This is a genomic window from Kitasatospora sp. NBC_01300, assembly GCF_041435235.1.
Taxonomy (GTDB): Bacteria; Actinomycetota; Actinomycetes; order Streptomycetales; family Streptomycetaceae; genus Kitasatospora.
Genome location: NZ_CP108408.1, coordinates 7,681,167 through 7,703,715, shown reverse-complemented (window position 1 = coordinate 7,703,715; position 22,549 = coordinate 7,681,167). Strand labels below are relative to the sequence as shown.

General features: G+C 73.8%; 26 protein-coding genes. 11 read left to right on the top strand and 15 right to left on the bottom strand.

Annotated elements, in window-relative coordinates:
* Nucleotides 1-19: 19 nt before the first annotated feature.
* Nucleotides 20-1,654 (bottom strand): ALF repeat-containing protein, encoded by a 1,635-nt coding sequence (locus OG556_RS33490; protein WP_371515229.1) that lies wholly within the window; start codon nt 1,652-1,654, stop codon nt 20-22.
* Nucleotides 1,655-1,814: 160 nt separating this feature from the next.
* On the opposite strand from OG556_RS33490, the gene OG556_RS33485 reads away from it, so the two are divergent.
* The gene (locus OG556_RS33485; RefSeq protein ID WP_371515230.1) at nt 1,815-2,768 is read left to right on the top strand and encodes an NAD-dependent epimerase/dehydratase family protein; all 954 of its coding nucleotides are present in this window, start codon (nt 1,815-1,817) and stop codon (nt 2,766-2,768) included.
* A gap of 13 nt (nt 2,769-2,781) precedes the next feature.
* Here OG556_RS33485 and OG556_RS33480 read toward each other — a convergent pair whose 3' ends face one another.
* On the bottom strand, nt 2,782-3,105 hold the full coding sequence (locus tag OG556_RS33480) for a DUF1330 domain-containing protein (protein ID WP_371515231.1): 324 nt from the start codon (nt 3,103-3,105) through the stop codon (nt 2,782-2,784).
* Nucleotides 3,106-3,309: 204 nt separating this feature from the next.
* The gene (locus OG556_RS33475) at nt 3,310-4,797 is read right to left on the bottom strand and encodes an MFS transporter (protein WP_371515232.1); all 1,488 of its coding nucleotides are present in this window, start codon (nt 4,795-4,797) and stop codon (nt 3,310-3,312) included.
* A gap of 163 nt (nt 4,798-4,960) precedes the next feature.
* Between OG556_RS33475 and OG556_RS33470 the strand changes: the two genes are divergently transcribed.
* Complete coding sequence (locus OG556_RS33470; RefSeq protein WP_363586814.1) at nt 4,961-5,416, top strand: MarR family transcriptional regulator; 456 nt, start codon at nt 4,961-4,963, stop codon at nt 5,414-5,416.
* Between the two features lie 152 nt (nt 5,417-5,568).
* Nucleotides 5,569-6,522: a hypothetical protein gene (locus OG556_RS33465; RefSeq protein WP_371515233.1), complete on the top strand. Its 954-nt coding sequence runs from the start codon at nt 5,569-5,571 to the stop codon at nt 6,520-6,522.
* Nucleotides 6,523-6,629: 107 nt separating this feature from the next.
* Here the strand turns inward: OG556_RS33465 and OG556_RS33460 are convergent, their stop codons facing one another.
* The 4 genes from OG556_RS33460 to OG556_RS33445 all read right to left on the bottom strand — a co-directional run bounded on the left by OG556_RS33460 (nt 6,630) and on the right by OG556_RS33445 (nt 8,921).
* Nucleotides 6,630-7,103: an NUDIX domain-containing protein gene (locus OG556_RS33460; RefSeq protein ID WP_371515234.1), complete on the bottom strand. Its 474-nt coding sequence runs from the start codon at nt 7,101-7,103 to the stop codon at nt 6,630-6,632.
* A 75-nt stretch (nt 7,104-7,178) separates the two neighbouring features.
* Nucleotides 7,179-7,427 (bottom strand): hypothetical protein, encoded by a 249-nt coding sequence (locus OG556_RS33455; protein WP_371515235.1) that lies wholly within the window; start codon nt 7,425-7,427, stop codon nt 7,179-7,181.
* Complete coding sequence (locus OG556_RS33450; protein ID WP_371515236.1) at nt 7,427-7,621, bottom strand: hypothetical protein; 195 nt, start codon at nt 7,619-7,621, stop codon at nt 7,427-7,429. The genes OG556_RS33455 and OG556_RS33450 overlap by 1 nt, the downstream gene beginning before the upstream one ends.
* Before the next feature lie 85 nt (nt 7,622-7,706).
* Nucleotides 7,707-8,921 carry a helix-turn-helix domain-containing protein gene (locus OG556_RS33445; protein ID WP_371515237.1) on the bottom strand — a complete coding sequence of 405 codons (1,215 nt, stop codon included), beginning with the start codon at nt 8,919-8,921 and terminating at the stop codon, nt 7,707-7,709.
* A gap of 178 nt (nt 8,922-9,099) precedes the next feature.
* On the opposite strand from OG556_RS33445, the gene OG556_RS33440 reads away from it, so the two are divergent.
* From OG556_RS33440 to OG556_RS33425, 4 genes are all read left to right on the top strand, one after another.
* A complete protein-coding gene (locus tag OG556_RS33440) occupies nt 9,100-9,309 on the top strand; it encodes a DUF397 domain-containing protein (RefSeq protein ID WP_371515239.1) in 210 nt (69 codons plus the stop codon).
* A 62-nt stretch (nt 9,310-9,371) separates the two neighbouring features.
* Nucleotides 9,372-10,178: a class I SAM-dependent methyltransferase gene (locus OG556_RS33435; protein WP_371522506.1), complete on the top strand. Its 807-nt coding sequence runs from the start codon at nt 9,372-9,374 to the stop codon at nt 10,176-10,178.
* Between the two features lie 466 nt (nt 10,179-10,644).
* Entirely contained in the window at nt 10,645-11,451 is an 807-nt protein-coding gene (locus OG556_RS33430; protein WP_371515240.1) for an SDR family oxidoreductase, read from the top strand.
* Between the two features lie 27 nt (nt 11,452-11,478).
* On the top strand, nt 11,479-12,372 hold the full coding sequence (locus tag OG556_RS33425; RefSeq protein ID WP_371515241.1) for a helix-turn-helix transcriptional regulator: 894 nt from the start codon (nt 11,479-11,481) through the stop codon (nt 12,370-12,372).
* A 64-nt stretch (nt 12,373-12,436) separates the two neighbouring features.
* Here OG556_RS33425 and OG556_RS33420 read toward each other — a convergent pair whose 3' ends face one another.
* The 5 genes from OG556_RS33420 to OG556_RS33400 form a co-directional block, all read right to left on the bottom strand.
* Nucleotides 12,437-13,294 carry a DUF4253 domain-containing protein gene (locus tag OG556_RS33420; protein ID WP_371515242.1) on the bottom strand — a complete coding sequence of 286 codons (858 nt, stop codon included), beginning with the start codon at nt 13,292-13,294 and terminating at the stop codon, nt 12,437-12,439.
* Nucleotides 13,295-13,329: 35 nt separating this feature from the next.
* Nucleotides 13,330-14,328, bottom strand: a complete 999-nt coding sequence (locus OG556_RS33415) for an aldo/keto reductase (protein ID WP_371515243.1) — start codon at nt 14,326-14,328, stop codon at nt 13,330-13,332.
* Nucleotides 14,329-14,456: 128 nt separating this feature from the next.
* Nucleotides 14,457-15,287, bottom strand: a complete 831-nt coding sequence (locus OG556_RS33410) for a trypsin-like serine protease (protein WP_371515244.1) — start codon at nt 15,285-15,287, stop codon at nt 14,457-14,459.
* Nucleotides 15,288-15,408: 121 nt separating this feature from the next.
* Entirely contained in the window at nt 15,409-15,954 is a 546-nt protein-coding gene (locus OG556_RS33405) for a hypothetical protein (protein WP_371515245.1), read from the bottom strand.
* Nucleotides 15,955-16,094: 140 nt separating this feature from the next.
* Nucleotides 16,095-16,733, bottom strand: coding sequence for a PH domain-containing protein (locus tag OG556_RS33400; RefSeq protein WP_371515246.1), 639 nt, complete (start codon nt 16,731-16,733; stop codon nt 16,095-16,097).
* A gap of 357 nt (nt 16,734-17,090) precedes the next feature.
* Here OG556_RS33400 and OG556_RS33395 point away from each other — a divergent pair, with 357 nt between their 5' ends.
* The 3 genes from OG556_RS33395 (at nt 17,091) to OG556_RS33385 (ending at nt 19,584) form a co-directional block, all read left to right on the top strand.
* On the top strand, nt 17,091-17,537 hold the full coding sequence (locus OG556_RS33395) for an XRE family transcriptional regulator (protein WP_371515247.1): 447 nt from the start codon (nt 17,091-17,093) through the stop codon (nt 17,535-17,537).
* A gap of 188 nt (nt 17,538-17,725) precedes the next feature.
* Complete coding sequence (locus tag OG556_RS33390; RefSeq protein WP_371515248.1) at nt 17,726-18,313, top strand: ParH-like protein; 588 nt, start codon at nt 17,726-17,728, stop codon at nt 18,311-18,313.
* Nucleotides 18,310-19,584 (top strand): MAB_1171c family putative transporter, encoded by a 1,275-nt coding sequence (locus OG556_RS33385; RefSeq protein ID WP_371515249.1) that lies wholly within the window; start codon nt 18,310-18,312, stop codon nt 19,582-19,584. The genes OG556_RS33390 and OG556_RS33385 overlap by 4 nt, the downstream gene beginning before the upstream one ends.
* Nucleotides 19,585-19,620: 36 nt before the next feature.
* Here the strand turns inward: OG556_RS33385 and OG556_RS33380 are convergent, their stop codons facing one another.
* From OG556_RS33380 to OG556_RS33370, 3 genes are all read right to left on the bottom strand, one after another.
* Nucleotides 19,621-20,061, bottom strand: a complete 441-nt coding sequence (locus OG556_RS33380; RefSeq protein WP_371515250.1) for a hypothetical protein — start codon at nt 20,059-20,061, stop codon at nt 19,621-19,623.
* Nucleotides 20,062-20,140: 79 nt separating this feature from the next.
* Entirely contained in the window at nt 20,141-20,941 is an 801-nt protein-coding gene (locus OG556_RS33375) for a helix-turn-helix domain-containing protein (RefSeq protein ID WP_371515251.1), read from the bottom strand.
* A gap of 18 nt (nt 20,942-20,959) precedes the next feature.
* The gene (locus OG556_RS33370; protein WP_371515252.1) at nt 20,960-21,193 is read right to left on the bottom strand and encodes a hypothetical protein; all 234 of its coding nucleotides are present in this window, start codon (nt 21,191-21,193) and stop codon (nt 20,960-20,962) included.
* Between the two features lie 467 nt (nt 21,194-21,660).
* On the opposite strand from OG556_RS33370, the gene OG556_RS33365 reads away from it, so the two are divergent.
* Entirely contained in the window at nt 21,661-22,413 is a 753-nt protein-coding gene (locus tag OG556_RS33365; RefSeq protein ID WP_371515253.1) for a hypothetical protein, read from the top strand.
* Nucleotides 22,414-22,549 lie beyond the last annotated feature (136 nt).

Here is a 22,549-nt window from a genome sequence, read left to right as displayed (position 1 = left end):
ACGGGGACGGTCGGGGGCGTCAGCTCTCGGTGGAGCGGCGGCGGGAGGCGACGACGAGCGCCGCACCCGCGGCCAGGGCCGCGGCGGCGCCGCCGGCCTCCCAGCCGAGGCCCTCGGTGCCGGTGGCGGCGAGCTGGCCGGGGCGGGTGGTGACCGTGGTGGCGCCCGTGGTGGCCGTGGCCGTCCCGGCGGTGGTGCCCGTCGTGGTCGTGCCCGTGGTCGTGCCCGCGGTGGTGCCCGTCGTGGTGGTCAGGGCGGCGGGCTGGACGGCCGACTGGGCGCCGGTGGCGGTCTGCGGCTGCTCGGCGGGCCGGGCCGGCTGCGGGGCCGGCTTGTTCGCGGCCTCGTCCTCGGCGCGGGCCGTGAACTGGCCCTCCTTCAGGAACTTCACGACGTCCTCGTCGGTGCCGTCCAGCGCCCGGCCGGCGGCCTCGCGCACGGCCCGCCCGCCGGCCGACATGATCTGGGCGAGCTTCACCCGGTTGTCGTCGGCCCGCTGCTTGGGGAGCTCGACGTCCAGGAAGTGCCGCACGTCGGCGACGGTGCCCGCGAGGGCCTTCTCCCCCGCCTCGCGCACGCCCGGACCGGTCTCCTTGTCGTCGAGGATGCCCTGCACCTTGGCGCGGGCCTCGTCCTCGGCGCGGGCGATGAACTGGCCCTCCTTCAGAAAGGCCAGGACTTCCTGGTTGCTGCCGGATATCGCCTTCCGGGCGGCCGCCTTCACCGCCGGCCCGGCGCCGTCGAAGATCCGGGCGACCATCACCCGGTTGTCGGTCTGACGCCGCTCGTCGAGTTCGACGTCCAGGAAGTGCCGCACGTCGGCGGCCGTGCCCGCGAGGGCCTTCTGGGCGGCCTCGTGCACAGCCGGGCCGGTCTCCTTGTCGGCCAGGATGCTCTGCACCTTGGCGCGGGCCTCGTCCTCGGCACGGGCGATGAACTGGCCCTCGTTCAGGAAGTCCAGGACTTCCTGGCTGCTGCCGTACATCGCCTTCTCGGCGGCCTTCTTCAGCACCGGCCCGGCATCGTTGGAGATCCAGACGACCTTCAGCCGGTTGTCGCGCTGGCGCCACTCGCCGAGTTCGACGTCCAGGAAGTGCCGCACGTCGGCGGCCGTGCCCGCGAGGGCCTTCTCCCCGGCCTCGCGCACGCCCGGGCCGGTCTCCTTGTCGGCCAGGATGCTCTGGACCTTGGCACGGTCCTCGTCCTCGGCGCGGGCGATGAACTGGCCCTCCTTGAGGAACTTCGCGACGTCCTCGGCGGTGCCGCCCCGCAGGGCGGCCGTGGCGGCCTTCTTGACGGCCGGCCCGCCGACGGCGAGGACCTGGTAGGCCCTCACCCGGTTGTCGATCACGCGCTGGTCGTGGAGCTCGACGTCCAGGAAGTGCCGCAGGTCGGCGGCGGTGCCGTTCAGCGCCTTCTGGGCGGCCTCGCGCACGCCCGGGCCGCTCTCCTTGTCGGCGAGGACGCGCCGCACCTCGGCGCGGTCGTGCTCCTCCTGGCCCGTTGCCTGGTCCTCGGCACCCTTGGACGCGGTGTCAGGGCCGGAGACGCCGGCCGGCTGGGGGTTGTCGGCGGCGGAGGCCATCGACGGGAAGAGGACGGTGGGGGCCAGGACGGCGGCCGCGACGACGGCGGACACCCGGGGCAGCTTCATTCAGCACCTTGCGTTGTGCGGAGAGATTGTGAACGTCCGCCAGCATAGATCGTCTTTTACGGTTGCCATACCAAGTATTTGCTAACGCCCGCACCGCACCCCCGCAGCACTCGCAGCACCCCGCAGCGCCCGCGCGGCCCCAGACCCTAGGGTGGGGCGGATGAGCTTCCACGTGGTTGTCGGATACGGGCCCGCCGGGGCCGCCACCGCCCGCCTGCTGGCCGGGCAGGGGCACACCGTACGGGTCGTCACCAGGTCGGGGAGCCCCGCGCGGGGCGGGGCCCCGGTGCCCGGCATCGAGCACGTGGCGCTGGACGCGGGCGATCGCGCGCGGCTTGCGGAGGCCGCACGCGGCGCGGCGGCGATCTACGGCTGCGCGGCGCCGCCGCTGCCGCAGTGGGCGGCGCGGTGGCCGGCGCTGGCCTCCTCGCTGTGCGCGGCGGCCGAGGCCACCGGGGCGGTGCTGGTCATGCTCGGCAACCTCTACGGATACGGCCCGGTGCGGGCTCCGATGACCGAGGACCTGCCGCTGGCCGCGGCCGGCCCCAAGGGACGGGTGCGGGCGGCGGCGTGGGAGCAGGCCCGGGCGCTGCACGGGGCCGGGCGGATCCGGGCGGTCGAGGTGCGGGCCTCGGACTTCTTCGGCCCCGGGGTGACGGACGGCGGGCACCTGGCCTCGCGGGTGATGCCGGGCCTGCTGAAGGGCCGGAACATCGCGGTGCTCGGCGACCCGGACGCGCCGCACAGCTGGACGTACCTGCCGGACGTGGCACGGGCGTTGGCCGAGGTCGCGGGCGAGGAGCGGGCCTGGGGGCGGGCCTGGCACGTGCCGACGGCCCCCGCGCTGCCGGTGCGCGCGATGGTGGAGCGGCTGGCGGCGCAGGCGGGCGTCGGACCGGTCGCGGTGCGCCGGCTCCCGCAGGCGCTGCTGGGCGCGGCGGGGCTGTTCTCCCCACTGCTGCGTGAACTGCGGGAGGTCCGTTACCAGTTCGACCGCCCGTTCGTGGTGGACTCCTCCGCCTACGAGGCCGCGTTCGCGGTGCGCGCGACCGCGCTGGAGGAGCAGGTGGAGGCGACGGTGCGGTGGTGGCGGGAGCGGGCGCAGGGGCGTTGAGCCCCCGGGCCGGTCAGTGCTTGAGGGCGTCGGCGCCGCGGTAGCCGGCGGGCACGCCCCGGGCGAAGACCACGTCGGCGTTCATATGGCGGGTGCGCAGCGGGAGGATCTCCTGGTAGGCGGGTGAGTCGTACCAGGCGCGCAGGCGTTGGTGGTCGGGGAACTCGATGAGGATGAGGTCCTGTCCCCAGGTGCCTTCGACGGTCTCGATCCGGTCGCCGTGGATGAGGAAGCGTCCGTCGAAGGGGTCCAGGGTGGCGTCGATGCGCTGGAGGTACTCGACGATGTCGGGGCCGAACTCGACCGAGTGGACCTGGGCTATCGCGTAGGCGGTCATCGCTGTGCTCCTGGGGGGGGGTTGGTCCGGTGTGCGTGGTCTCCGACGGTACGGGTGGGGGCGGTGGGGGCGAATCCGTCGCGGATCGGTAGGGGGTACGTAGCGCGGCCGCCCCCGGCGGGTTGCCGGGGGCGGGTCTGGCGGGTGGTCGGGTCGTGGGTGGTCGGGTCGTGGCGGGTGGTCAGGTCATGCCGGGTCGGGCGGTCAGGTCGTGGCGGTGTCCGTGGCGGCGGGTGCCGGGCGGGCGGTGGCGGGTGCGGCCCCGGTGGGCGGGGCGGGGATGGTGGCGGCGACCGCGGCGGCGGCCAGGGCCACGCCGCAGCCGATCAGCAGGCCGACCCTGAAGCCGCTCTCCGAGGGCAGGGTGTGGCCGCCGAGGGTGGTGGTCAGCTGGGCGAGGACCACGCCGACCACGGCGGCGGAGACGGAGGTGCCGAGCGAGCGCATCAGGGTGTTGAAGCTGTTCGCGGACGCCGTCTCGGACAGCGGCACGGCGCTCATGATCAGTGCGGGCATCGCGCCGTAGGCCAGGCCGACGCCGCTGTTGCACACCAGTGTGACGACCAGGACGCCCCAGGTGGAGCCGATGAGCACCATCGAGAGTCCGTATCCGGCGGCGATCGCGAGGGAGCCGGCGACCAGGGTGAACTTGGGGCCGCGCGCGGCCGACAGGCGTGCGCCCAGTGGTGAGACGGCCATCATCATCAGGCCGGAGGGCGCCATCCACAGGCCCATCGCCAGCATCGAGCGGCCCAGGCCGTAGCCGGTGGCCTCGGGGAGCTGGAGCAGCTGCGGGATGATCAGCGCCTGCGCGTACATGCCGAAGCCGACCAGGACGGATGCGGCGTTGGTCAGCAGGACCCGGGGGCGGGCCGTGACCCGCAGGTCCACCAGCGGTTCGGGGCAGCGCAGTTCCCACCGGCCCCAGGCGAGGAGCAGGACGACGGCGGCGGCGAACAGGCCGAGGGTGAGGGGGTCGGTCCAGCCCCAGTCGGCGCCCTTGGAGACGGGCAGCAGGAGGCAGACCAGTCCGGCGCCCAGGCCCGCCGCGCCGACGGGGTCGAAGCGGCCGCCGGCGGGGCGCCGGGCGGGGGCGGGGACGAGGAAGCGGATCATCGCGGCGACGACGAGGGTGAGGGCGGCGGCGCCCCAGAACAGGGCCCGCCAGCTGGCGTACTGGGCGACGGCGGCGGCGATCGGCAGGCCGAGGCCGCCGCCGATCCCCATCGAGGCGCTGACCAGGGCGATGGCGGAGCCGAGCCGTTCGGGCGGCAGGACTTCGCGCAGCAGGCTGATGCCGAGCGGGACGACGCCCATGCCCATGCCCTGGAGGCCGCGGCCGATGATCATCGGTACGGCCGCGGAGGCGAGGGCGCACAGGACCGATCCGATGAACAGCGGCACGCAGCAGGCCAGGAGCATGCGGCGTTTGCCCAGCAGGTCGCCCAGGCGTCCGCTGATCGGGACGAAGACGGCGCCGGCGAGCAGGGTCGCGGTGATCGCCCAGGAGGCGTTGGACGGCGTGGTGTGCAGCAGTCGGGGCAGTTCGCCGATCAGCGGGGTGACCAGGGTCTGCATGATCGCGGCCACGGTGCCGGTGAAGGCGAGGGTGGCGACGATGCCGGTGGTGGGGGTGGTACCGGCGACCGGGGCGGTGGGGGCGGTCGTGCCGCCGGGCTGGGGGCCGTCCATGGCGGGCTCCTCGGGAACGAAATGTGTATCGTGCATATTATGTGCATCGAGCACACTACATCGCCGGGTACCGCCGTCACACCCCTTTGCCATACTGGACAAGGCCCGCGAAACCCGCAGGTCAGCGGTGCGGCGATGAGGGTGAAGGGCGAAGGACGACGGCATGGGAGAACGTACGGACCTGGTCGAGTTCGAGTACATGGTGCTCGGCCGCCACCACTACCTGAGCCAGTCCGCCGCCCGCCCGCGCGGCAGCACCCTGGAGCGCAGCGCGTACATCCTGCTCAGCCGCATCCGCATCCAGGGCCCGATGTCCATCGGCGAGCTGAGCGAGGCCTTCAACCTCGACGCCTCCACCCTCAACCGGCAGACCGCCGCCATGACCCGGGCCGGCCTGGTCGAGCGGATCGCCGACCCCGACGGCGGGATGGCCCGCAAGTTCCGCCTCACCGACGAGGGCGACCGCCGCCTCGACGAGGAGCGCGAGGCCCACGTGGAGGCCCTGGACCGGGTGATGGCCGGCTGGTCCGCCCAGGACGTCACCACCTTCGCCGCCTACCTGCGCCGCTTCAACACCGACATCGAGCACCTCGACGGGCGCCCCTGGCCGCGCCCCTGACCAGTCGGGTGTCGAACGACCCCCCAGGAAACTGGGATACCGGCGATTGATCGCGCGCTGACAAGCTGACCGCGGCGGACGGGACCGGGTGGCCCGGGGGGCCCTCCGGACCGGCCGCCGCCCCTCGTCGTCTCCCCTCCTTGGAGAGCACTGTGCGTTCGCTAGTCCGGCGTATCGTCCTCGGCATCGCGCTGGCCCTGACCGGCCTGGTGCTGGTCCCGGGCGGCTCGGCCTCGGCCGACACCCCCTCGACGGTCCTGTTCAACCAGAAGTCCGAGCGCTGTCCCAACGGCGCGATATGGGGCGGGCAGGGTCTGCACCCCTGCGCGCCGTCCGACAACCCGGGCCAGTGGGTGTTCAAGCCCGTCCCGGGCCTGCCGAGCGTCTACACCGTCAACAACGCCGCCGACCAGCGCTCCTGCCTGACGGTCGACAGCACCCCCTCCGGCGTCCAGTGCTACGCCAACAACACCTCGCAGATGTGGCGGGTCACGCCGTGGACCGCGGCCGACAGCACGCCGCGCTACGGCCTGCTCGGGATCCGGCTGCAGAACATCTCCACCTCCCAGTGCCTGGACAACACCGAGCACAGGATCGGCGGCGGCTGGCGGCTCTACATGTTCGACTGCAACCAGGGCGGGTACCAGGAGTGGGACATCGCCCGCAACACCTACGAGGCCCTGTTCGGCGGCGTCGCCACCCACAACGGCATGACCTGGGCCGCCCTTGAGCAGCGCGCCGACAACGTCGTGCACGTCGGCAACGACAACAGCAGCAACGCGTACAGCGGCGACACCCCCGCCACCGCGCAGCTGCCCGTGCTGTGCCTCAAGCAGGACGGCCGCCCCGCCCCCTCCGGCGTGCCCACCAGTGGCTTCCACAGCTGGGCCGGCGGCGAGGTGAAGGCCACCATCCCCACCTCCGGCAGCCAGCTCACCAGCCGGGCAGCCGCTGACCAGCTCTGCGCCGGCTACTTCGGCGCCGGCTTCCGGATGGCCGAGTTCCACGACGCCTCGGGCTGGGGCCTGTGGGCCAACGGCACCCTGCCCGTCGGCGGCCGCTTCTGGACCGCCATCACCGACCAGCCGGCCAACCCCTGGAGCTGACCGCACCCGGACGAGGGAGGGCGGGCGCCGACCCCGGCGCCCGCCCCTTCTCATTGCCGAAGTGCGCACCGACCCCGAGTCGGCCACCTGGTTCCCGGCGGTACCGGTCAGGTCGCGCGCTGGCCGTGGAGGAGGACGGGCAGGGCGCGGCCCGCCAACGCCTCGCTGACGCGGGCGGATTGGGAGGGGGCCATGACGTCGGGGAGCCGGCGGACGGGGACGAAGCGGGCGCCGAACAGGCCGCTGCGGTGCTGCGGCGGGACGGTGAGGTGGGCGGCGGCGTGCTCGGTGAGGGTGCCGCCGTCGAAGACGAGGTTGAGGCGTTCCAGGTAGCGGTCGGCGGGGGTGAAGTCGACCGCCAGGACGTCGGCGAGGCGCAGGTTGAGGCCGGTCTCCGCGTGCAGGTGGCGGGCGGCGGCGAGGTGCGGGGGCTCGTTCGGTTTCGCGGCGCCGCCGGGGAGGATCAGGCCGTCCATGTAGTCCGGGTCCACGAGGAGCACGTCGCCGCGCGGGTTGCGGACGAGGACGAGGCAGCCGAGCCGGCACACCGGCGGCTTGGCGAGGAGACGGGGGTCGCGCATCGGGTGGTTCACCTTCTGAGGGCTGCGAGGAGTACGAGGGAGAAGCCCGCCAACCAAAGGAGGCGGACGAGGAGTTCAGCCGTCATGCGTGAGGCGCTCGTAGCGCAGCCCCTTGCGGAGCAGGTCGACGACCCGCAGGAGTTCGGACGGGTGGGCGCAGCCGAGGCCGATGAGGTAGCAGCCGGTCCTGCGGCCGTGCTCCCAGTCGACTTCGACGGAGGGCAACTTCACCCCGCCCAGGGCGAGGACGGTCGTCAGGTCGTCCAGGACGTCGGCTGCCTGCCGCCGCTGGTCGGCCGTGGCGCGGTCGAGGGCGGATCCCATCACGCCCCCACCTGCCGCCGAACCTCGAACCCCCGCCAGGCGCTGAAGGCGGCGGAGAACGAGGAGAAGGACGCCAGCTCACCCGAGGTACCGCTGCGCAGCCACTCCCCCGTCGTCTCGTTCCGCACCCGGTAACACCGGCCCTCCGGGTCCCACCGCACCCCGTAGCCGTGGAGCTTGACACCAACAGTCACCTTACGGCTCCTCTCTGTGTTCGTACGGAGAGGTTCTCGTGGTGGCCACGCAATCAACAGGGACGGAACGTCCTAGTTTTGGGATCTAGTCAGTCAGCCCCAGGGAGCGGGCAAGCCTCTTCAGGCCGGGCGGGCGCGCCGGACCCGCCCAGAGGTCGGAGACGATGGCCACGGCAAGGGTGTGATGCCGCATCCAGCCCGGCGCTACTCGCTGGAGCTTCTCCAAGGTCGACACCGCTCCCGCCGCGTCCCCCATGTCCGTGTACGCGCGCGCTACGTCCAGGAGCAGCCAGGTCCGCCAGGACACCGGGGTGTCGTTGCTGAGCCTGATTCCCTTCGCGAGCCCCAAGGCTTCCTCCGGCCGGGCGAATTGGACCGCGAGCCGAACCCGCTCGATGCGCACCGAGGAGCTGTTGAACACGCTGACCATCCGGCCGTCGGCCGAGGCAGGAAGCTTCGAAAGGCGTCTGGTCGCCTGCTCTGCGGTCAGCATCATCTCGGATGCCCCGTCATAGTCGCCGCTTCGGGCCGTGCTGGTCGCTGCGGACATGATCAGTCCGCCCCACACCTTGAGCCCCTCCGCCTTCGACGAGTGCTCGTTCTCCACTCCGTCCGCTGCGTGGATGGCCAGCGTCTGCGCGTCGCCGAGCCGGTTCTGGCGCTGATACGCCCAGGCCACCGAGTTGCAGATCATCGCTCCCAGCAGCGGGTCTTCCGCCGAGTCCGCTGCCGCTATTGCCCGTTCGAGACTGGACAGGCCGAGATCCGTCTTCCCGAGGCGGATCGCGAGATGCCCGCCCAGTTGGAGAGCCTTGCCGAGCGCATGGTTACCGGCCAGGCGGTCCTCGCCGCGGCCCACGGCCGCGGCGAGGCGGGCATCCGCGATTATCGCCGGCAACGTCTCCATGACCCTGCCGAAGTCGGCTGCGTGATACAGGGTCCAGGCCTCTGCGATCTCGCCACGCAGCAGCGGAATCGACAACTTCTCCACGCCGTCCGCCACCGGCAGCGGCGTGAACAAGGGCGGCATGATCGCCCGCCGCACCGCGACCAGGCCAGGCGGGTCCGCATCACCTGTCGACGGCACTGCCGGCGGATCGCCCAGAAGCGCAGTCAGCTCAACACCAAGCCCCTTGGCCAGCGCGTGAAGTGTCGGAAGCCGTGCCGAATGCTTCCGCTGCTGCTCAAGCTTCCGAACCACATCCACCGACACGCCCGACTTCTCAGCCAGGCCCTCCTGCGTCAGATCGGCCAAGCGCCGCAGCCGCTTGACCCGATCCCCAAGATGATCGCTCGCCATGCTTCCGACACTACGCGCACGCACGCCCCGACCAGCGCGAGTTGCCAACCCCGCACCCCAACTCACCACCCACGCGCCGCCGCCCCCATCTGGGGGCGGCGGCCGGGAAGCCTAACCCGACGCCGGAGTGGAAAGTCATCCCCACCGACTTCCCACTCCACCCGCACAAGGCAACGAGATGGCAACCACCTGGCGCAAGAGTTCGCACAGTGGCCAGGGCGGCGAATGCATCGAGGTGGCCGAGGGTTTCGCCAACGTGACACCCGTCCGCGACTCCCAGGACCCTCACGGCCCGGATCTCCTCTTCCCCGCCGAGGACTCGAGCGAGAAATCGCAGGCGCCGCCAAGGGGCGTCTCATATCCTCGTCCTCACCGGTTCGCCGACTAGCCACTGAGGATTGTGTGAAGCACTCCGATCTCCACGCCAGGATTCCATTGCTCGTGAAGACCATGGCCGCTGCCGACCACAGCCCGGATGCTCAGCTGATGCAGACACGCCACCGCGCTTCACTCGTGGAGAGCTGGGACATCGAGCCCGGCTCCACCGTCCTCGAACTGGGTTGCGGGCAGGGCGATATGACCGCCGTCCTCGCGGAGGCTGTCGGACCCCAGGGACGCGTGGTGGCCGTCGATGTCGCCGATCCGACCTACGGGGCGCCGGTCACGCTCGGGGAATCGGCGGCCCGGCTCGCGACGAGCCCGGTCGGGCCGCGCATCGACTTCCGTTTCAGCACGGATGTCCGCGACCTGTCGGTCGACTTCCCCTCCGACGCCTTCGACCACGTCGTGCTCGCCCACTGCTCCTGGTACTTCGCCTCGCTCGGGCAGCTGCGCGACACGCTGGCCCGGGTGCGGCCCTGGGCGCGGCGGCTGTGGTTCGCCGAGTGGGACCTGACGCCCTCCTGCGGCGACCAGCTGGCGCACCTGCTCGCAGTACTGATCCAGGGCCAGATCGAGGCTGCGGGCTCACACGGCGAGGGCAACATCCGCACGGCCTTCTCCCGCGAGGCGCTGCTGCGGCTCCTGCCCGAGGCGGGCTGGACGGCGGACGGCGACGGGCCGGTCGACGCCGACGGACTCCAGGACGCGGACTGGGAGATCAGCGCCTGTCTCGACCTGATCACCGGAGGAGAACGGTTGGCCGCGCTGCCCGAACCGGTACGGCAACTCGTCCTCAGCCAGAGCGACGTCCTGCGGGCCGTCGCCGCACCGCACGGCAACCGCCCGCTCGCAGCGTACTGGGTCACCGCACGCTGAAGTGCCACCCCGGCCAAACCTTCCCGATGGGCCCCCTCAACTTCCCACCAGCCGCTTGGCAGGCATTCATCACCGCCATCCGAGCCGGCGAATTCGGCGCCAACCGATACTGCTCGATGGTGCCGCCGGCCCGGGCCGGGGCGGCGGCGCCTGACACTCTCGCTCTGGACGACGAGCCGACGCTGAACCACATCTGCCCGGACGGTGGGCGGGCCTGGCGAGGCACGGCCTGCGGTGGCTCGACGCCCCCGACGGCCCCGAAATCGGCGGTGGGAACGGGTGCCGGGGCCGGCGCTTCAGGCGAGGGGGGCTCTCACAGTACCCGTATCACCAGGGTCTCCCGGACGTCCAAAACGCCTGCCACCATGGACACACGCCGCAGCTTTAACCCCATCGGTTCAATTCAGCTGCCCCGAATGCGCGACCGTGTCGGCGAATTCTTCCACGACAGAACAGGCGGAGACCAATGGCGGACGATCAATTCACCACTCACGCGGAACTTTTCGACCTGAGTGGGAAGTACGCCCTTGTCACCGGCGGCACCAGGGGAATCGGGCTGATGATGGCGCGCGGCCTTCTCCAGGCGGGCGCCCGCGTCGTCATCAGCTCGCGCAAGGCAGACGCGTGCGCGGAGGCACAGCATCTGCTGTCCGAATTCGGCGACGTTCGAGCGATCCCCGCCGACCTGTCCAGGCACGACGAGTGTCAGCGCCTCGCCGGTCTTGTCCAGGCCGACTCGGAACGCCTGGACATCCTTGTCAACAACGCGGGGGCGATGTGGCGCGAGCCGCTGGCGACGTTCCCGGACGAGGCCTGGGACACGGTGATCGACCTCAACCTCAAGTCGCCGTTCTGGCTGGTGCAGGCGCTGCTCCCCGCACTTCGCAGGGCGGGCACCGCCGATGATCCCGCGCGGATCATCAACATCGGCAGTATCGCCGCCATCCACGTGGCCCAGTCGCCCAACTACTCGTACGCCAGCAGCAAAGCGGCACTCCATCAACTCACCAGGGTGCTCGCCAGGGAGCTGGGCCCGCAGCACGTCACGGTGAACGCGGTGGCACCGGGAATGTTCCCGTCGCGGATGACGGCGTCCACGCTCGACGCCGTCGGCGACACGATCGCGGCGGCGACCCCTCTGCGCCGGATCGGCCGCGACGACGACATGGCGGGTGTCGCCGTGTTTCTCGCCAGCCGGGCCGGGTCCTACCTCACGGGCACCGTCATCCCGGTGGACGGCGGCATCGCGACGACCGCATCGGGCACCCCTTAGACTGCGGGACCGGCTCACGGTGAGGGGATGGCCACGATGGATCTGCGCACCGAGATCCGGGAGTTCCTCAGCTCGCGTCGCGCCCGCATCGCACCCGCGCAGGCGGGCCTGCCCGCTTACGGCGGCAACCGTCGGGTCAAGGGTCTGCGCCGCGAGGAGGTGGCGCTACTGGCGGGGGTATCGGTCGACTACTACGTGCGCATGGAGCGCGGCCGCCTCGCCGGTGTCTCCGACGGCGTGCTCGACGCGCTGGCCTCGGCCCTGCAACTCGACGAGGCCGAGCGCGACCACCTGTTCCACCTCGCGCGCCGGTCCACGGCGCCCGGCGGACCGCGCCGGCGCAGGCCTGCCGTGGCGGTGCGCTCGACGCTGCAGCAGGTGCTCGACGCGATCTCCGGTGCGCCGGCCTGGATCGGTAACGGCCGCTACGACGTGCTCGCCACGAACCGACTCGCTCGCGCGCTGTATTCACCGGTGCCGGCCGACGCGCGACGGCCCGCGAACACCGCGCGGTTCGTCTATCTGAACCCCGAGGCGGCCAGGGATTTCTTTGTCGACTACGACCAGATCGCCGGTGCCGTGGCCGCGAAGCTGCGCATGGAAGCCGGCCGCGATCCGCACGACGAGGAGCTGATCGCCCTGGTCGGCGAACTGTCGACGTCCAGTGAGCTGTTCCGGCAGCGGTGGGCATCCCAGGACGTGCGGCTGCACCGGTCCGGCCGCAAGCGCGTGCGCCACCCGATCGTGGGCCGGCTCGACTTGGACGTCGAGTCCCTGGAACTGCCCGCCGAACCCGGACTGCACCTCAACGTCTACACCGCACCCGCGGGCACACCGGCCGCCGACAATCTGGCGCTCCTGGCGTCGTGGGCGGCCACCCAGCAGGCACCGGCGACCGGGCTCGAAGCACACAACGGATAGTCCGGCCCTTCCAGCCGTACTGGTCCGGTGGATCCGGGCCCGGTGGCGGGAACGGGCGCCGGGGTCAGTCCCACCAGAACGACCACTGGTAAGAGGCGACGAGGCCTTCGGCGTAGGCGGTCAGGGTGCCGGTGCCCTGGAAGACGAGGTCGGGGCAGAAGGCGGTGTGCTCGGCGGCCAGCGGAAGGGCCTCGGCGAGCGTGGCAGGCGGGACGGCGACGCTCAACTCCAGCGTGTCGAAACCGACTTGGACGACCTGGGCACCGAATCGGCGTTCCCAGTCGGCGAGCACGGCGGCGATCTTGGCGGTGTCGTCCTCGTGGTTGAGCGGGCCGCTCCACCCGCAGGCGGCCAGCGCCTCGGCGCCGCTGCCCGCCCGGACCAGGCCCAGGCGCGCGTCCCGTACGGACAGCAGCACGTCGGCCAGGCCGCGGGCCTCGACGCCGGGGGCGCCGTCGGGGACGGCCGCGGCGGGGGCGGTGCCGGGCCAGGCGGGGCCGAAGGGGGCCAGGGCGGCGCGGAGTTCGGCGGCGTCCTCGGCGTCGAGCGGGCCCTCGGGCCCGTCCTCGCCGGGCGCGTCCTCGCCGGTGCTGTCCTCGCCGGTGCTGTCCTCGCCGGTGCCGCCGAGCTGCTGCCACCAGCGGCGCAGCAGGGCGTCGGGGTCGTAGAGGGTGGGGTCGGAGGCGGAGGCCGGGAAGAGTTCGCCGGACAGCCAGGGGCGGTAGTCGGCGCCGTCGCCGAGGGGGACGAACAGCAGCGGCCACAGGCCGGACTGCGGGTGGGCGCGGTGGAGTTGCTGCCACAGGCCGGCGGGGGCGGGGGCGTCGCTGATCCACAGCAGCGGCTCCGGCCCGTCCTCGCCGCCGACCAGGCGGCCGGGCGGGAGGGTGGCGGGCAGGAGACGGGACAGGTCCGAGGTCATGCGGACACCGTAGGGGCGGCCACTGACACGGGAGTTCAGGCCCAGGGCAGGGCGGCGCGGGTGCGCCAGTACGCCGGGGCGGGTTCGGCCAGGGTGGCGAGGGCGGCCAGGTCGTCGGGGGTGGGGTGCAGGGTGGCGGCGGTGAGGTTGGAGGCGAGCTGGTCGAGGGTGGCCGCGCCGGACAGGACGAGGTCGGCCCAGGGCTGGGCGGCGGCCGCGGCCAGGGCGAGGGCGTCGAGGGGCGCGCCGGTGCGGGTGGCGAGGGCGCGCAGTGCGGCGGTGTCGTCCCCGGTGGCGTTGCGCCCGGCGAGGCGGCCGTTGGCCATGCCCTCCTTGACGACGACCAGCCAGCCGGCGGCGTGGGCTTCGGCCAGGGCGGGGGCGGCGGAGGGTTCGAGCAGGTTCCAGGTGGCCTGGACGGCGGTGAACAGCGGGCGGCCGTCCGCGGTGACGGCCAGGGCGGCGCGGATGGTGTCCGCCTGGGCCGGGCCGCTGGTGGACAGGCCGACCCGTACGCCCTGCCCGGCCAGGTCGGCCAGGCGTGCGTGCAGGGCGGTGTCGGTCAGGGCGGGGCTGTCGGGGGTGACGGAGTGGACCAGGTAGACGTCCAGGTGCGGGCCCAGCAGGGCGCGGGTCTCGTGGATCTGGCGGTCGAACACCGCCGTGGAGTGTTCCTTGACCTCGTGCGCGGCCACGCCGGTGGTCTGCCAGCCGGCCGTGTAGGTGTAGCCCCACTTGCTGCCGACCGTCACCTCGGCGGCGGCCTCGGGGTGTTCGGCGAGCCACTGGGCGACGAACTCCTCGGCGCGGCCGTAGGAGCGGGCGGTGTCGAGGTAGCGGACGCCGGCGGCGTAGGCGGCGTCGAGCAGGGCGTGGGTGCGGTCGCGCAGGGCCTCGACGGTGCGTTCGGCGGGCAGGTCGCCGTCACGCCCGAGGGTGATGTAGCCGGGTCGGCCGACGGCTGCGGTGCCCAGGCCGTACCGCGCGATCGGCGGGCGGTCGGCGGCGGCTCCGGTGGCGGGGTCGGTCGGCATGGCGGGGTCTCCTCGGGCGCGACGGTGCTCACCTGGGACTTTACCGTCGGGTCGGCCGGATCGGCCGGTCAGTCAGTCAGTCCGAGGCAGGCCAAGGCGGGTCAGCCGGGTCAGCCGGGTCAGCCGGGTCAGCCGGCGGCGAGGGTGGCCCGGATCCAGTCGGCGTAGGCGCGCACGTCGGTGTACAGGCCCGGGCCTTCGGAGCAGGGGACGCCCGGGGCGCCGGGGCCGGAGGTGGTGCCGATGAGCTCCCAGCGGCCGCCGCGGCCGCGCTGGATCTGCGGGCCGCCGGAGTCGCCGAAGCAGGCCATGGCCTGCGGGGTGGGGCTGGTCGTGCACAGGCGGGTGGGGCCGGCGTAGCCGGGGGCGCAGTCGGTCGCGGCGGCGCGGCGGGTGTCGAGTTCCTGGAGGCGGTCGGGGAAGACCATGTCCTCGAACTTGGGGGTGTCGACGACGGTGCCGACGCCGAGCAGCCGGGTCGGGGTGCCGGGCGGGCCGGGGCGCTGGGCGACGGCGATGGGCCGCTGGGCGACGGGGCGGTCCAGGCGCACCAGGGCGAGGTCGTCGTAGTTGGGGCGGGTCTGGCCGTCGCCGAAGCTGAAGCCGGGGTGGACGACGGTGCGGGTGATGGCCCGGACGGTGCCGCCGCTCTTGCGGTGCGCGCTGCCGATGCGCACGGTGCCGTCGAGCTTCAGCTCGCTGCCCGGGTAGCCCTGGACGCAGTGGGCGGCGGTCAGGACCCACTGGGGGTCGATCAGGGTGGCGCCGCAGGTGCCGTCGGATATCTGCTTGGCGCTCATCGGGATCGTGGCCATGAACGAGTAGCGCTCGGTGGAGTCGTGGCCGTTGACGATCGCCTGGGCGCTTCCGGTCATGGCGGTGGCGCCCAGGGCGGCGGCGAGGGCGGCGACGGCTGTGGCACGGGCGGCGCGGCGGCGGACGGTCTTGCGCTGGAGCACGGGTGACGGCCTTTCGGATCTGCTGGTTCGGATGCGTCCAGCCAACCCTGAGGCGCCGGTCCGGGACATCCGGGCAGCGGGCCGCCGTGCCCGGGGGCTAGCCCCCGGGCACGGCGGCTGGCTACCAGGGGGTCGCGGCGGGCCGGGCGTTGGTGCCCGGCGCCTGCGCCGGCCTGGGCGCGGGGGTGGCCGCGGGCCGGGTGGCGGGCGCGGGCCGGGAGGCGGGGGCGCCGAAGTCGCCGACGTCGCCGGAGGAGGTGCGGATGGCCCGGGGCGCGGGGGGCGGCAGGGAGTCGGCGGGGCGCACGGCCCGGACGGGGGCGAGGACGGGGGCCGGGGCGAGGCTCTGGTCGAGGCGGACGACGAAGTTGACGTAGTCCAGGGGCTTGTCGGGCCAGTGGCAGTCGTTGCTGGTCAGCAGGCGGCTGCGGACGCCGTCGCGTTCGGTGACGGGCCCGGGGGTGACGCGCAGGTTCGGCTGCCAGCTGCGGCCCCACAGGTGGTGTTCCAGGGTCAGCGTCCAGCTGTCCTCCTCGACTTCCAGGCTGGCGCCGACCCGGCCGGGCAGCATCCGGGTGCCGTAGGGGCCGCGCACCACCGCGCGCTGGTCGAAGCTGGCGTTCTTGCCGACCACGGTGATCCGCCACGCGCCGTGGAACCTGAGCATCGCCGCACTCCTGACGTCCTGGCGCGCCGTCCGGGCGGGCGCGCTTCCGTCGGGGTCAACGGCTGCGGGGCGGTGGGCGGCTCAGCGGTGGGTGACCCGAAGGGCCGGGGCGGACCGCGAGGGACCGGCCGGGGCCCGGTTCAGGCCGCGTCGGGGCAGGCGGCGGGGCGGGCGGAGAGGGACGCGCCGGGGGCGGTGTGGGCGAGCGCCGGGTAGCCGTGCGCGGTGAGGACGAGGTCGGCGTAGCGGCGGTCGTCGAGGGGGACGCCGTGGCGCCGGAGCAGGTCGAACAGTTCGGCGAGGCGGCGGGGTTCGGTGCCGCGCGGCAGCCCGTCGCGGGTGGTGCCCAGGATGCCGAGGACCGGCCCGTACAGGTGTGCGTCGCGGGCGGTGCGGGCGGCGCGGGCGGTCCGGCGGCGTGCCGGGGTCAGGCGCAGCAGCAGGACGAGCCGGTGGGCGCCGGAGTCGGCGTCCTGCCCGGCGTCCATCGTGAGCCCCTGGATGTCGCGCCACCGGTAGCGGCGCGGGACGAACGCCCGCACGAGGGTGAGGCCGTGGTCGTCGGCGCGCAGCCAGAAGCCGTACGGGACGGGCAGGGCCACGCCCAGGACGGCCGCGCTCGACAGCAGCAGCGCGGGGACGGCGCCCATCCGGCCGGCGTCCCCGCTGTCGGCGAGCACGATGCCCATCGCCAGGGCGAGCACGCAGCCGATGGGGGCGCCGGCGGCTCGCCACAGGAAGCCGAGCCGCACCGTCTGGTGTCGCGGCGCCGTGTTCACGGGCGCCCCCTTCCCACGTCGTGCCGTCGGCGGGGCCGGTCGGTTCGGCCGGTCCCGTGTCGGGCGTCGTTGCCTGGCGGTCCCAGGGGAGTCGGTCACACTACCGGCCTGCCGAGATCGTTCGGCCGATCCGGGGGAAACGTCAAATGTCTTTAACACGAATGGACTTGATGGCCAGTCAGGTCGACTGGCCTGCCTGCGGTCCAGGATGTCAGCCGCCGGTGGAGGGGTCAACTGACGTTGATTGGCGGTATCTTGTGATCCACGCCAGCTGATGCCGTTGGGTTATCGTGACCTGGCCGGCCCTGCCCGCCCGCCAGGAGGAGACGTGCGGGGCCCCGGTGAGGAGGGCGGGCCATGGCGGGATCGAACCGGGAGGACGGGCCGGTGGAACTGTCCGGGCTCGCGGCCAGGATCGAGGCGCTGTTCCACACCGTCCGCAGACCCGACCGCGAGCAGTACACCAACGAAGAGGTGGCCCGGGCCTGCCGCGAGGCGACCGGGGAGTCGTTCTCCACCACCTACCTGTGGCAGCTGCGCACCGGGCGCCGGGACAACCCGACCAAGCGCCACCTGGAGGCGCTCGCCCAGTTCTTCCAGGTCCCGCCCGCGTACTTCTTCGACGAGCGGCAGGGCGCGGAGATCGCCAAGGAGCTCGCGCTGCTCGGCGCGCTGCGCGACGCGGGCGTGCGCAGCCTGGCGCTGCGCGCGGTCGGCCTCTCCTCCGAGGGCCTGGACACGGTCAGCGAGCTGATCGACGTCATCGCCCGCCGGGACGCGGCCCGCCGGAACCCGGCGCCCTGACGCCGGCGGCGCGGGCGCGGGGCCGCGGGTCGCGAGTCGTCGGCGGGGCGGACGGGGTCCGGGGCTGACGGGGCGCGGGGCGGACGGGGCACGGGGGCTACGAAGACGGGGGCCAGGCACGGAGGCGGAGCCACGGCGGTCGGGAGATCGGGGGGAACGGGGCCGCTGATCGAGAAGGGGAACACAGCGTGCGGGACGACAGGTGCTACCGATCGGCGCTGCGCCGCTGCCGGCGGATGGCCGAACAGCTGGCACTGCCGAGCCCGTTCGACACCACCGTGCTACTGGAGCAAGTCGCCCGCCGGCGGGGGCGGCCGATCGACCTGCTGCCGGTGGCCGCCCGGCCCAACGCGCCCTGCGGGCTGCTGGTGTCCACCCGGGAGGCGGACTACATCCTGTACACCGCCGACACCAGCGCGCTGCACCGCCGGCACATCCTGGTCCACGAGATCGCCCACCTGCTCCTGGACCACGCCGGCTCCGCGCCGCTCGGCCCGGCCGCGGACCTCCTGCCGCACCTGTCCCCCGACCTGGTCCGGCGGGTGCTCGGGCGCACCGGCTACGACGAGCCCCAGGAGCGCGAGGCCGAGCTGCTGGCCTCCCTCATCCTCAGCCGGGCCGCCAAGGCCGACGCCGCGCACCCGCCCGGCCCCGCCCCGCACCCGGACTCGCTCGACGTCCTGGACGTCCTGCTCGCCGGCGAGCCCGGGTCCGGGTCCGGGCCCGGGCCCGCCGGCGACCGGGCGGCCGGCAGCCGGGCGGCGGGGCGTCCGTGAGCGGCCTCGTCCTCTACGGCGTCGCGCTGTTCTTCGGCCTGAGCGCCTGGCACTTCGCCCGCGGCCGCCGGACCAACCCGCGCGCCATCGCCCGCTACAGCTGCTACGCCACCGCGCTGCTCGCCGCCGCGCTGCTGCTGCTCGCCCCGCCCACCGTCCAGGCCGCCGACCAGCTGCACCGGCTCGGGATCGCGCCCGCCCTGCCCGTCCTGCTCGGCGACGTGCTGCGCATCGGCGCGGCCTGCGCGATCCGGCTGCTGGCCGGCGTCCTGCGCGATCCCGAGCTTCCCCGCCGTGCGGTGCGCCGCCAGCTGGCCCTGCTGGCCGGTGTCCTGGGGGTGCGGGCGGTCCTGTTCGTCGCCGCCGCGCCGGGCCTGGACGCCTCCGACCTCACCGCCGCGCCCTCCACCGACGCCCGTCTGGCGCTGGCCGGGTACACCGCCGCCGGCGTGCTCTACCTCGCCCACTGCCTCACCGCCCTGCTGCGCCAGCTCGCCCGGCTCGCCCGCGCCGCCGCGCCCGGGCGCCAGCGCAGCGGGCTGCGGCTGCTCACCCTGAGCCTGGTCGCGGGCCTGCTGTGGAACGCCTGGGGCGTCGACGACGTCGTCCAGGCGGCGGCCACCGGCACCCAGGCCGGCGCCGAGGACGCCCTGTGCGGGGTCCTGGGCCTGCTGTGCGTGGCGCTGCTCGCGGCGGGCCTGGGCACCACGGTGTGGCCGGCCGCGCACGCCGCCGTCCGCGGCTGGCTGCGCGCCCACCGCCGCTACCGGGCGCTGGCCCCGCTCTGGCGGGACCTGCACACCGTGCTGCCGGAGATCGCGCTCGCCCCGGCCAGCCGCCTGCCGCTGCTGCCGCCGCGCGACCCGCAGTTCGCCCTGTACCGGCGGATCATCGAGATCCACGACGCCCGGCTGATCCTGCGCCAGCACCTCGACCCGCGCACCCCGCGGTGGCTCGCCGCCGCCTCCTCGCGCTTTCCCCCGTCCGCCGCCCGGGCCGGCGCCACCGCCGAGGCCGCCGCGCTGGCGGCCGCGTTGGAACGCGCGGCCGCCGGGGCCCGGCCCAACCCCGACGCCCCGCGCACCGCCCCGGCGGCCGAACCGCCGCACGCCCTGGGGCAGGACCTGGAGTCCGAGGCCGACCAGCTGGCCCACCTCACCCGCGTCTACGCCACCTGCCCGGCCGTCGCCGAGGTCCGCGCCCGTGCCCGCGCCGCCGCCCCCTCCCCCGCCGCTCCCGACCCCGACCCGGTCGCGAGCCCCGTGCGATGAGCCGCCGGGCCGGCCGGGGGCGGCCCGGGGCGGCGGCTACCGGCGGACGGACGCCAGCGAGCGCAGCTGCACGTGGACGGCGCCCGGTTCGGTGCCGGTCAGGGCGGCGACCTCGACGGCGGGCAGGTCGAGGACCAGGTGCAGCAGCAGGACGTCCTGCTGGGGGGCGGTGAGGTGGGCGACCGGGCCGAGCGGGCGCGGGCCGGCCAGGGCGCAGACGCGTCGGCGCACCGCCTGCCAGGCGCAGGCGGCCGGGCTGGCGGTGGCCAGGGCGTCGAGCCAGTGGCCGCTGAGGTCGTCGAAGGCGCCCTGGACGGCCAGCGGGGCGTCGGCCGCGGGGAGCAGCAGGGCTGCGTAGTCGAGGTAGTGGCGCAGGTGGAGGTCGTACAGCGCCCACAGGCCCAGCGCCGGTCCGGTGGCGATGGTCGTGGCGGTGGTGGTCGTGGCGGTGGTCGGCTGTCGTGGTGGTGTCGGCATGGTTGATTCCCGAGGTGGCGCGGGTGGGTGCTGGTCCGCGGACGGGGCGCTGGTGGCGCGTCCCCGTCCGCGGACCGGGTCACACGAGTACCGGCGGGTTGTCGCCGGTGCCGTCGCGGCCCGTCCCGGCGGAGTGGCCGGGGTGGCCGGCGTCCTCGGCGCGGTCGGCGCGGTCGGCGGCCAGGCTGTTGCGCAGGGTCACCCACAGTTTGAACAGGATGTCCGTCGAGGTGCCGCTGCTGGAGGACTGCATGGCCCGGGTGAACTCCCGCTGGTACGTGCGGGAGTTCACCGGTGCCGGGGTGCGGGCATTGTTCGTCCGCTCCCAGGCCGCCGCCCACAGTGCGCGGCGGGCCTCCTTGACCCCGCAGACCTCCATGTAGGTGAGGAACACCGCCTTGCGCAGCGGGGCCTCACCCCTGAGGACCAGCGCCAGGGTGCTGGAGGGCAGGCGCCCTCCCCCGGCCCGGGCCCGGCGGTCCAGCTCCTCCAGGGAGGGCCAGTCGGCCTTGCGCCGCATCTCGTGCATCGCCCGTCGCAGGTCGGCGAGGGAGTCGACCTGTTCGGGGTTGAACCGTCGCGGCGCCCGGCGCTGGGCCCCGGAGGGGCGCGGGACGTGGGCCCAGTAGTTGGCCTGGGTCCACTTGCGGCGGGCCTTCTTGAGGTCGCCGTCGCAGGCCCGGGTGAGGGCCTCGACGACCTCCCAGTTCGGCATGGTCCGGCCGCTGGTGGCCCGTTGCAGGGTGGTCGGGTGGTAGTTGGTCCGGTCGGCGAGCTGACGGTAGGTCAGCCCCGCCTCTTCACGCTGCTCGCGCAGCAACGCGGCGAGCCGGCCCAGGGCCGGCTCGGTCGCCGCGATCGGTTTCTCCTGGCGTCCCATCGCGGTCCGGCGTTCCTTCTAGGCCCGCCCCTGCTGGAGCCTGGCATTCAACAGCAGCCCGCCGGCGGCCAGTTCGAGCGCCGCTCCCGCCGACATGCCCGTCCTCACCAGGGCGGCGGCCACGACGACCACCACGACGACCACGGCCGTCTGCGCGGGGCCGGACGGCCAGGGCAGGCCCGGTCGCGGCGGCGCCGGGTGGCCGGCGGCGCAGTGGGCGGGGGTGCGCTTCTTCTTCCGCTTCCTCGTCATCGAGGACCTCCTATATCACCGTCTACTCCAACGGACGGGCACTTCGGTGGTTGGCGTCACGCGAGGAACCCGTTTCGCGCAACACTCTGTCAGGCGTACGGGTGATTCCCAATCGGTTCGGTGAACATCGCGAAGATTGATGCGCCAGAATCCCGGTCCCGGCCCGCAATCTCGTCACAACCCTGTGATATCAGTGCAGTTCAGGAACTCGAAACCGGAATTTGATGCATTTTTGTGCAACTCGCCCTTGTAGCCGTCCTGGCTGAATGTGACGATGTGCAGCAGCGTCATCCAGACCTGCGGGTCAGGAGCCCGGGGGCGCTGTCTACTCCAACATTTTCGGGAACACCGGCAGCGGGCCGTGTTGGCGCATGGGCCCGTCCGAACAGCAGAGACCGCCCGGCCCCAGCGGCCCGAGCGGTCTCTCTGCATTTCCCCATTCCCCCGGCCCGAGAGGACCCCGACCGGTGAACGGCTTCGAGTACCTGCTCGGCCTGCTGCTGGCCCAGCCCGCACGGGCCCGGGACGCGCTGCGCGCCCGCCTGCCCACCACCCGCCGGCTGCGCGCCCTGGCCTCCTCGCCGCGGGCCGAGGCGCTGCGGGCCGCCGAGCGCGAGCGGATCCGCCGGCTGGTCGAGGGCCTGGCCGCGGTGGAGGGTGTGACGCACCTGCTGACCCGCGTCGCCGACCACTGCGACCGCCCCTCCTCGCTCGGCCTGCTCACCACCACCGCCGAGGGCCGCGGCGTGCTGGTCTGCCGGATGAGCGCCGCCGCCTACTTCGCCACCGGCGAGGACGTCACCGCCGTGCTGCCCAGGATCGAGGCGGCGGGCCTGGCCGACTGGGGCTTCCCGAACACCTGGGGCGACGAACCGCCGTACTCACCGGGCACGGTCGCCTACGCGCTGCGCTACCACCGCGACCGCGGCCTCTTCCCCGACGGCCGGCGGATGCCCGGCCCGAGCCTGTCCACCGCCGACGCCACCCTGGTCTGGGACCTGCCCGGCATCCCCCGCCCGGACCCGCACTGGCCGCGCACGGGCAGCGACGTGTGCTTCCGGCACGAGCAGATCCCGCCGGACGGCGACCCGGGCGCGCTGCTGCGGGCCGCCCGCGCCGAGGGGCGGGGCCCGGTACTGGTGCTCACCTTCGGCCACGGCTGGACGGACACCTGCACGTACCACGCCGTGCCGCGCGGGCGCGGGCGCGAACCGGCCTGAGCGGCCGGTGCGGCCGGTGCGGCCGGGGGCGGCGCCCCGGCCGCGCGCACGGTTCAGGCGCTCAGCACTGGGGCCGGCGGCCGTGGTTGGCCCCGCGCCGGGCCCGGGCCTTCTTCTTGCGGCGACGCTTCGACGA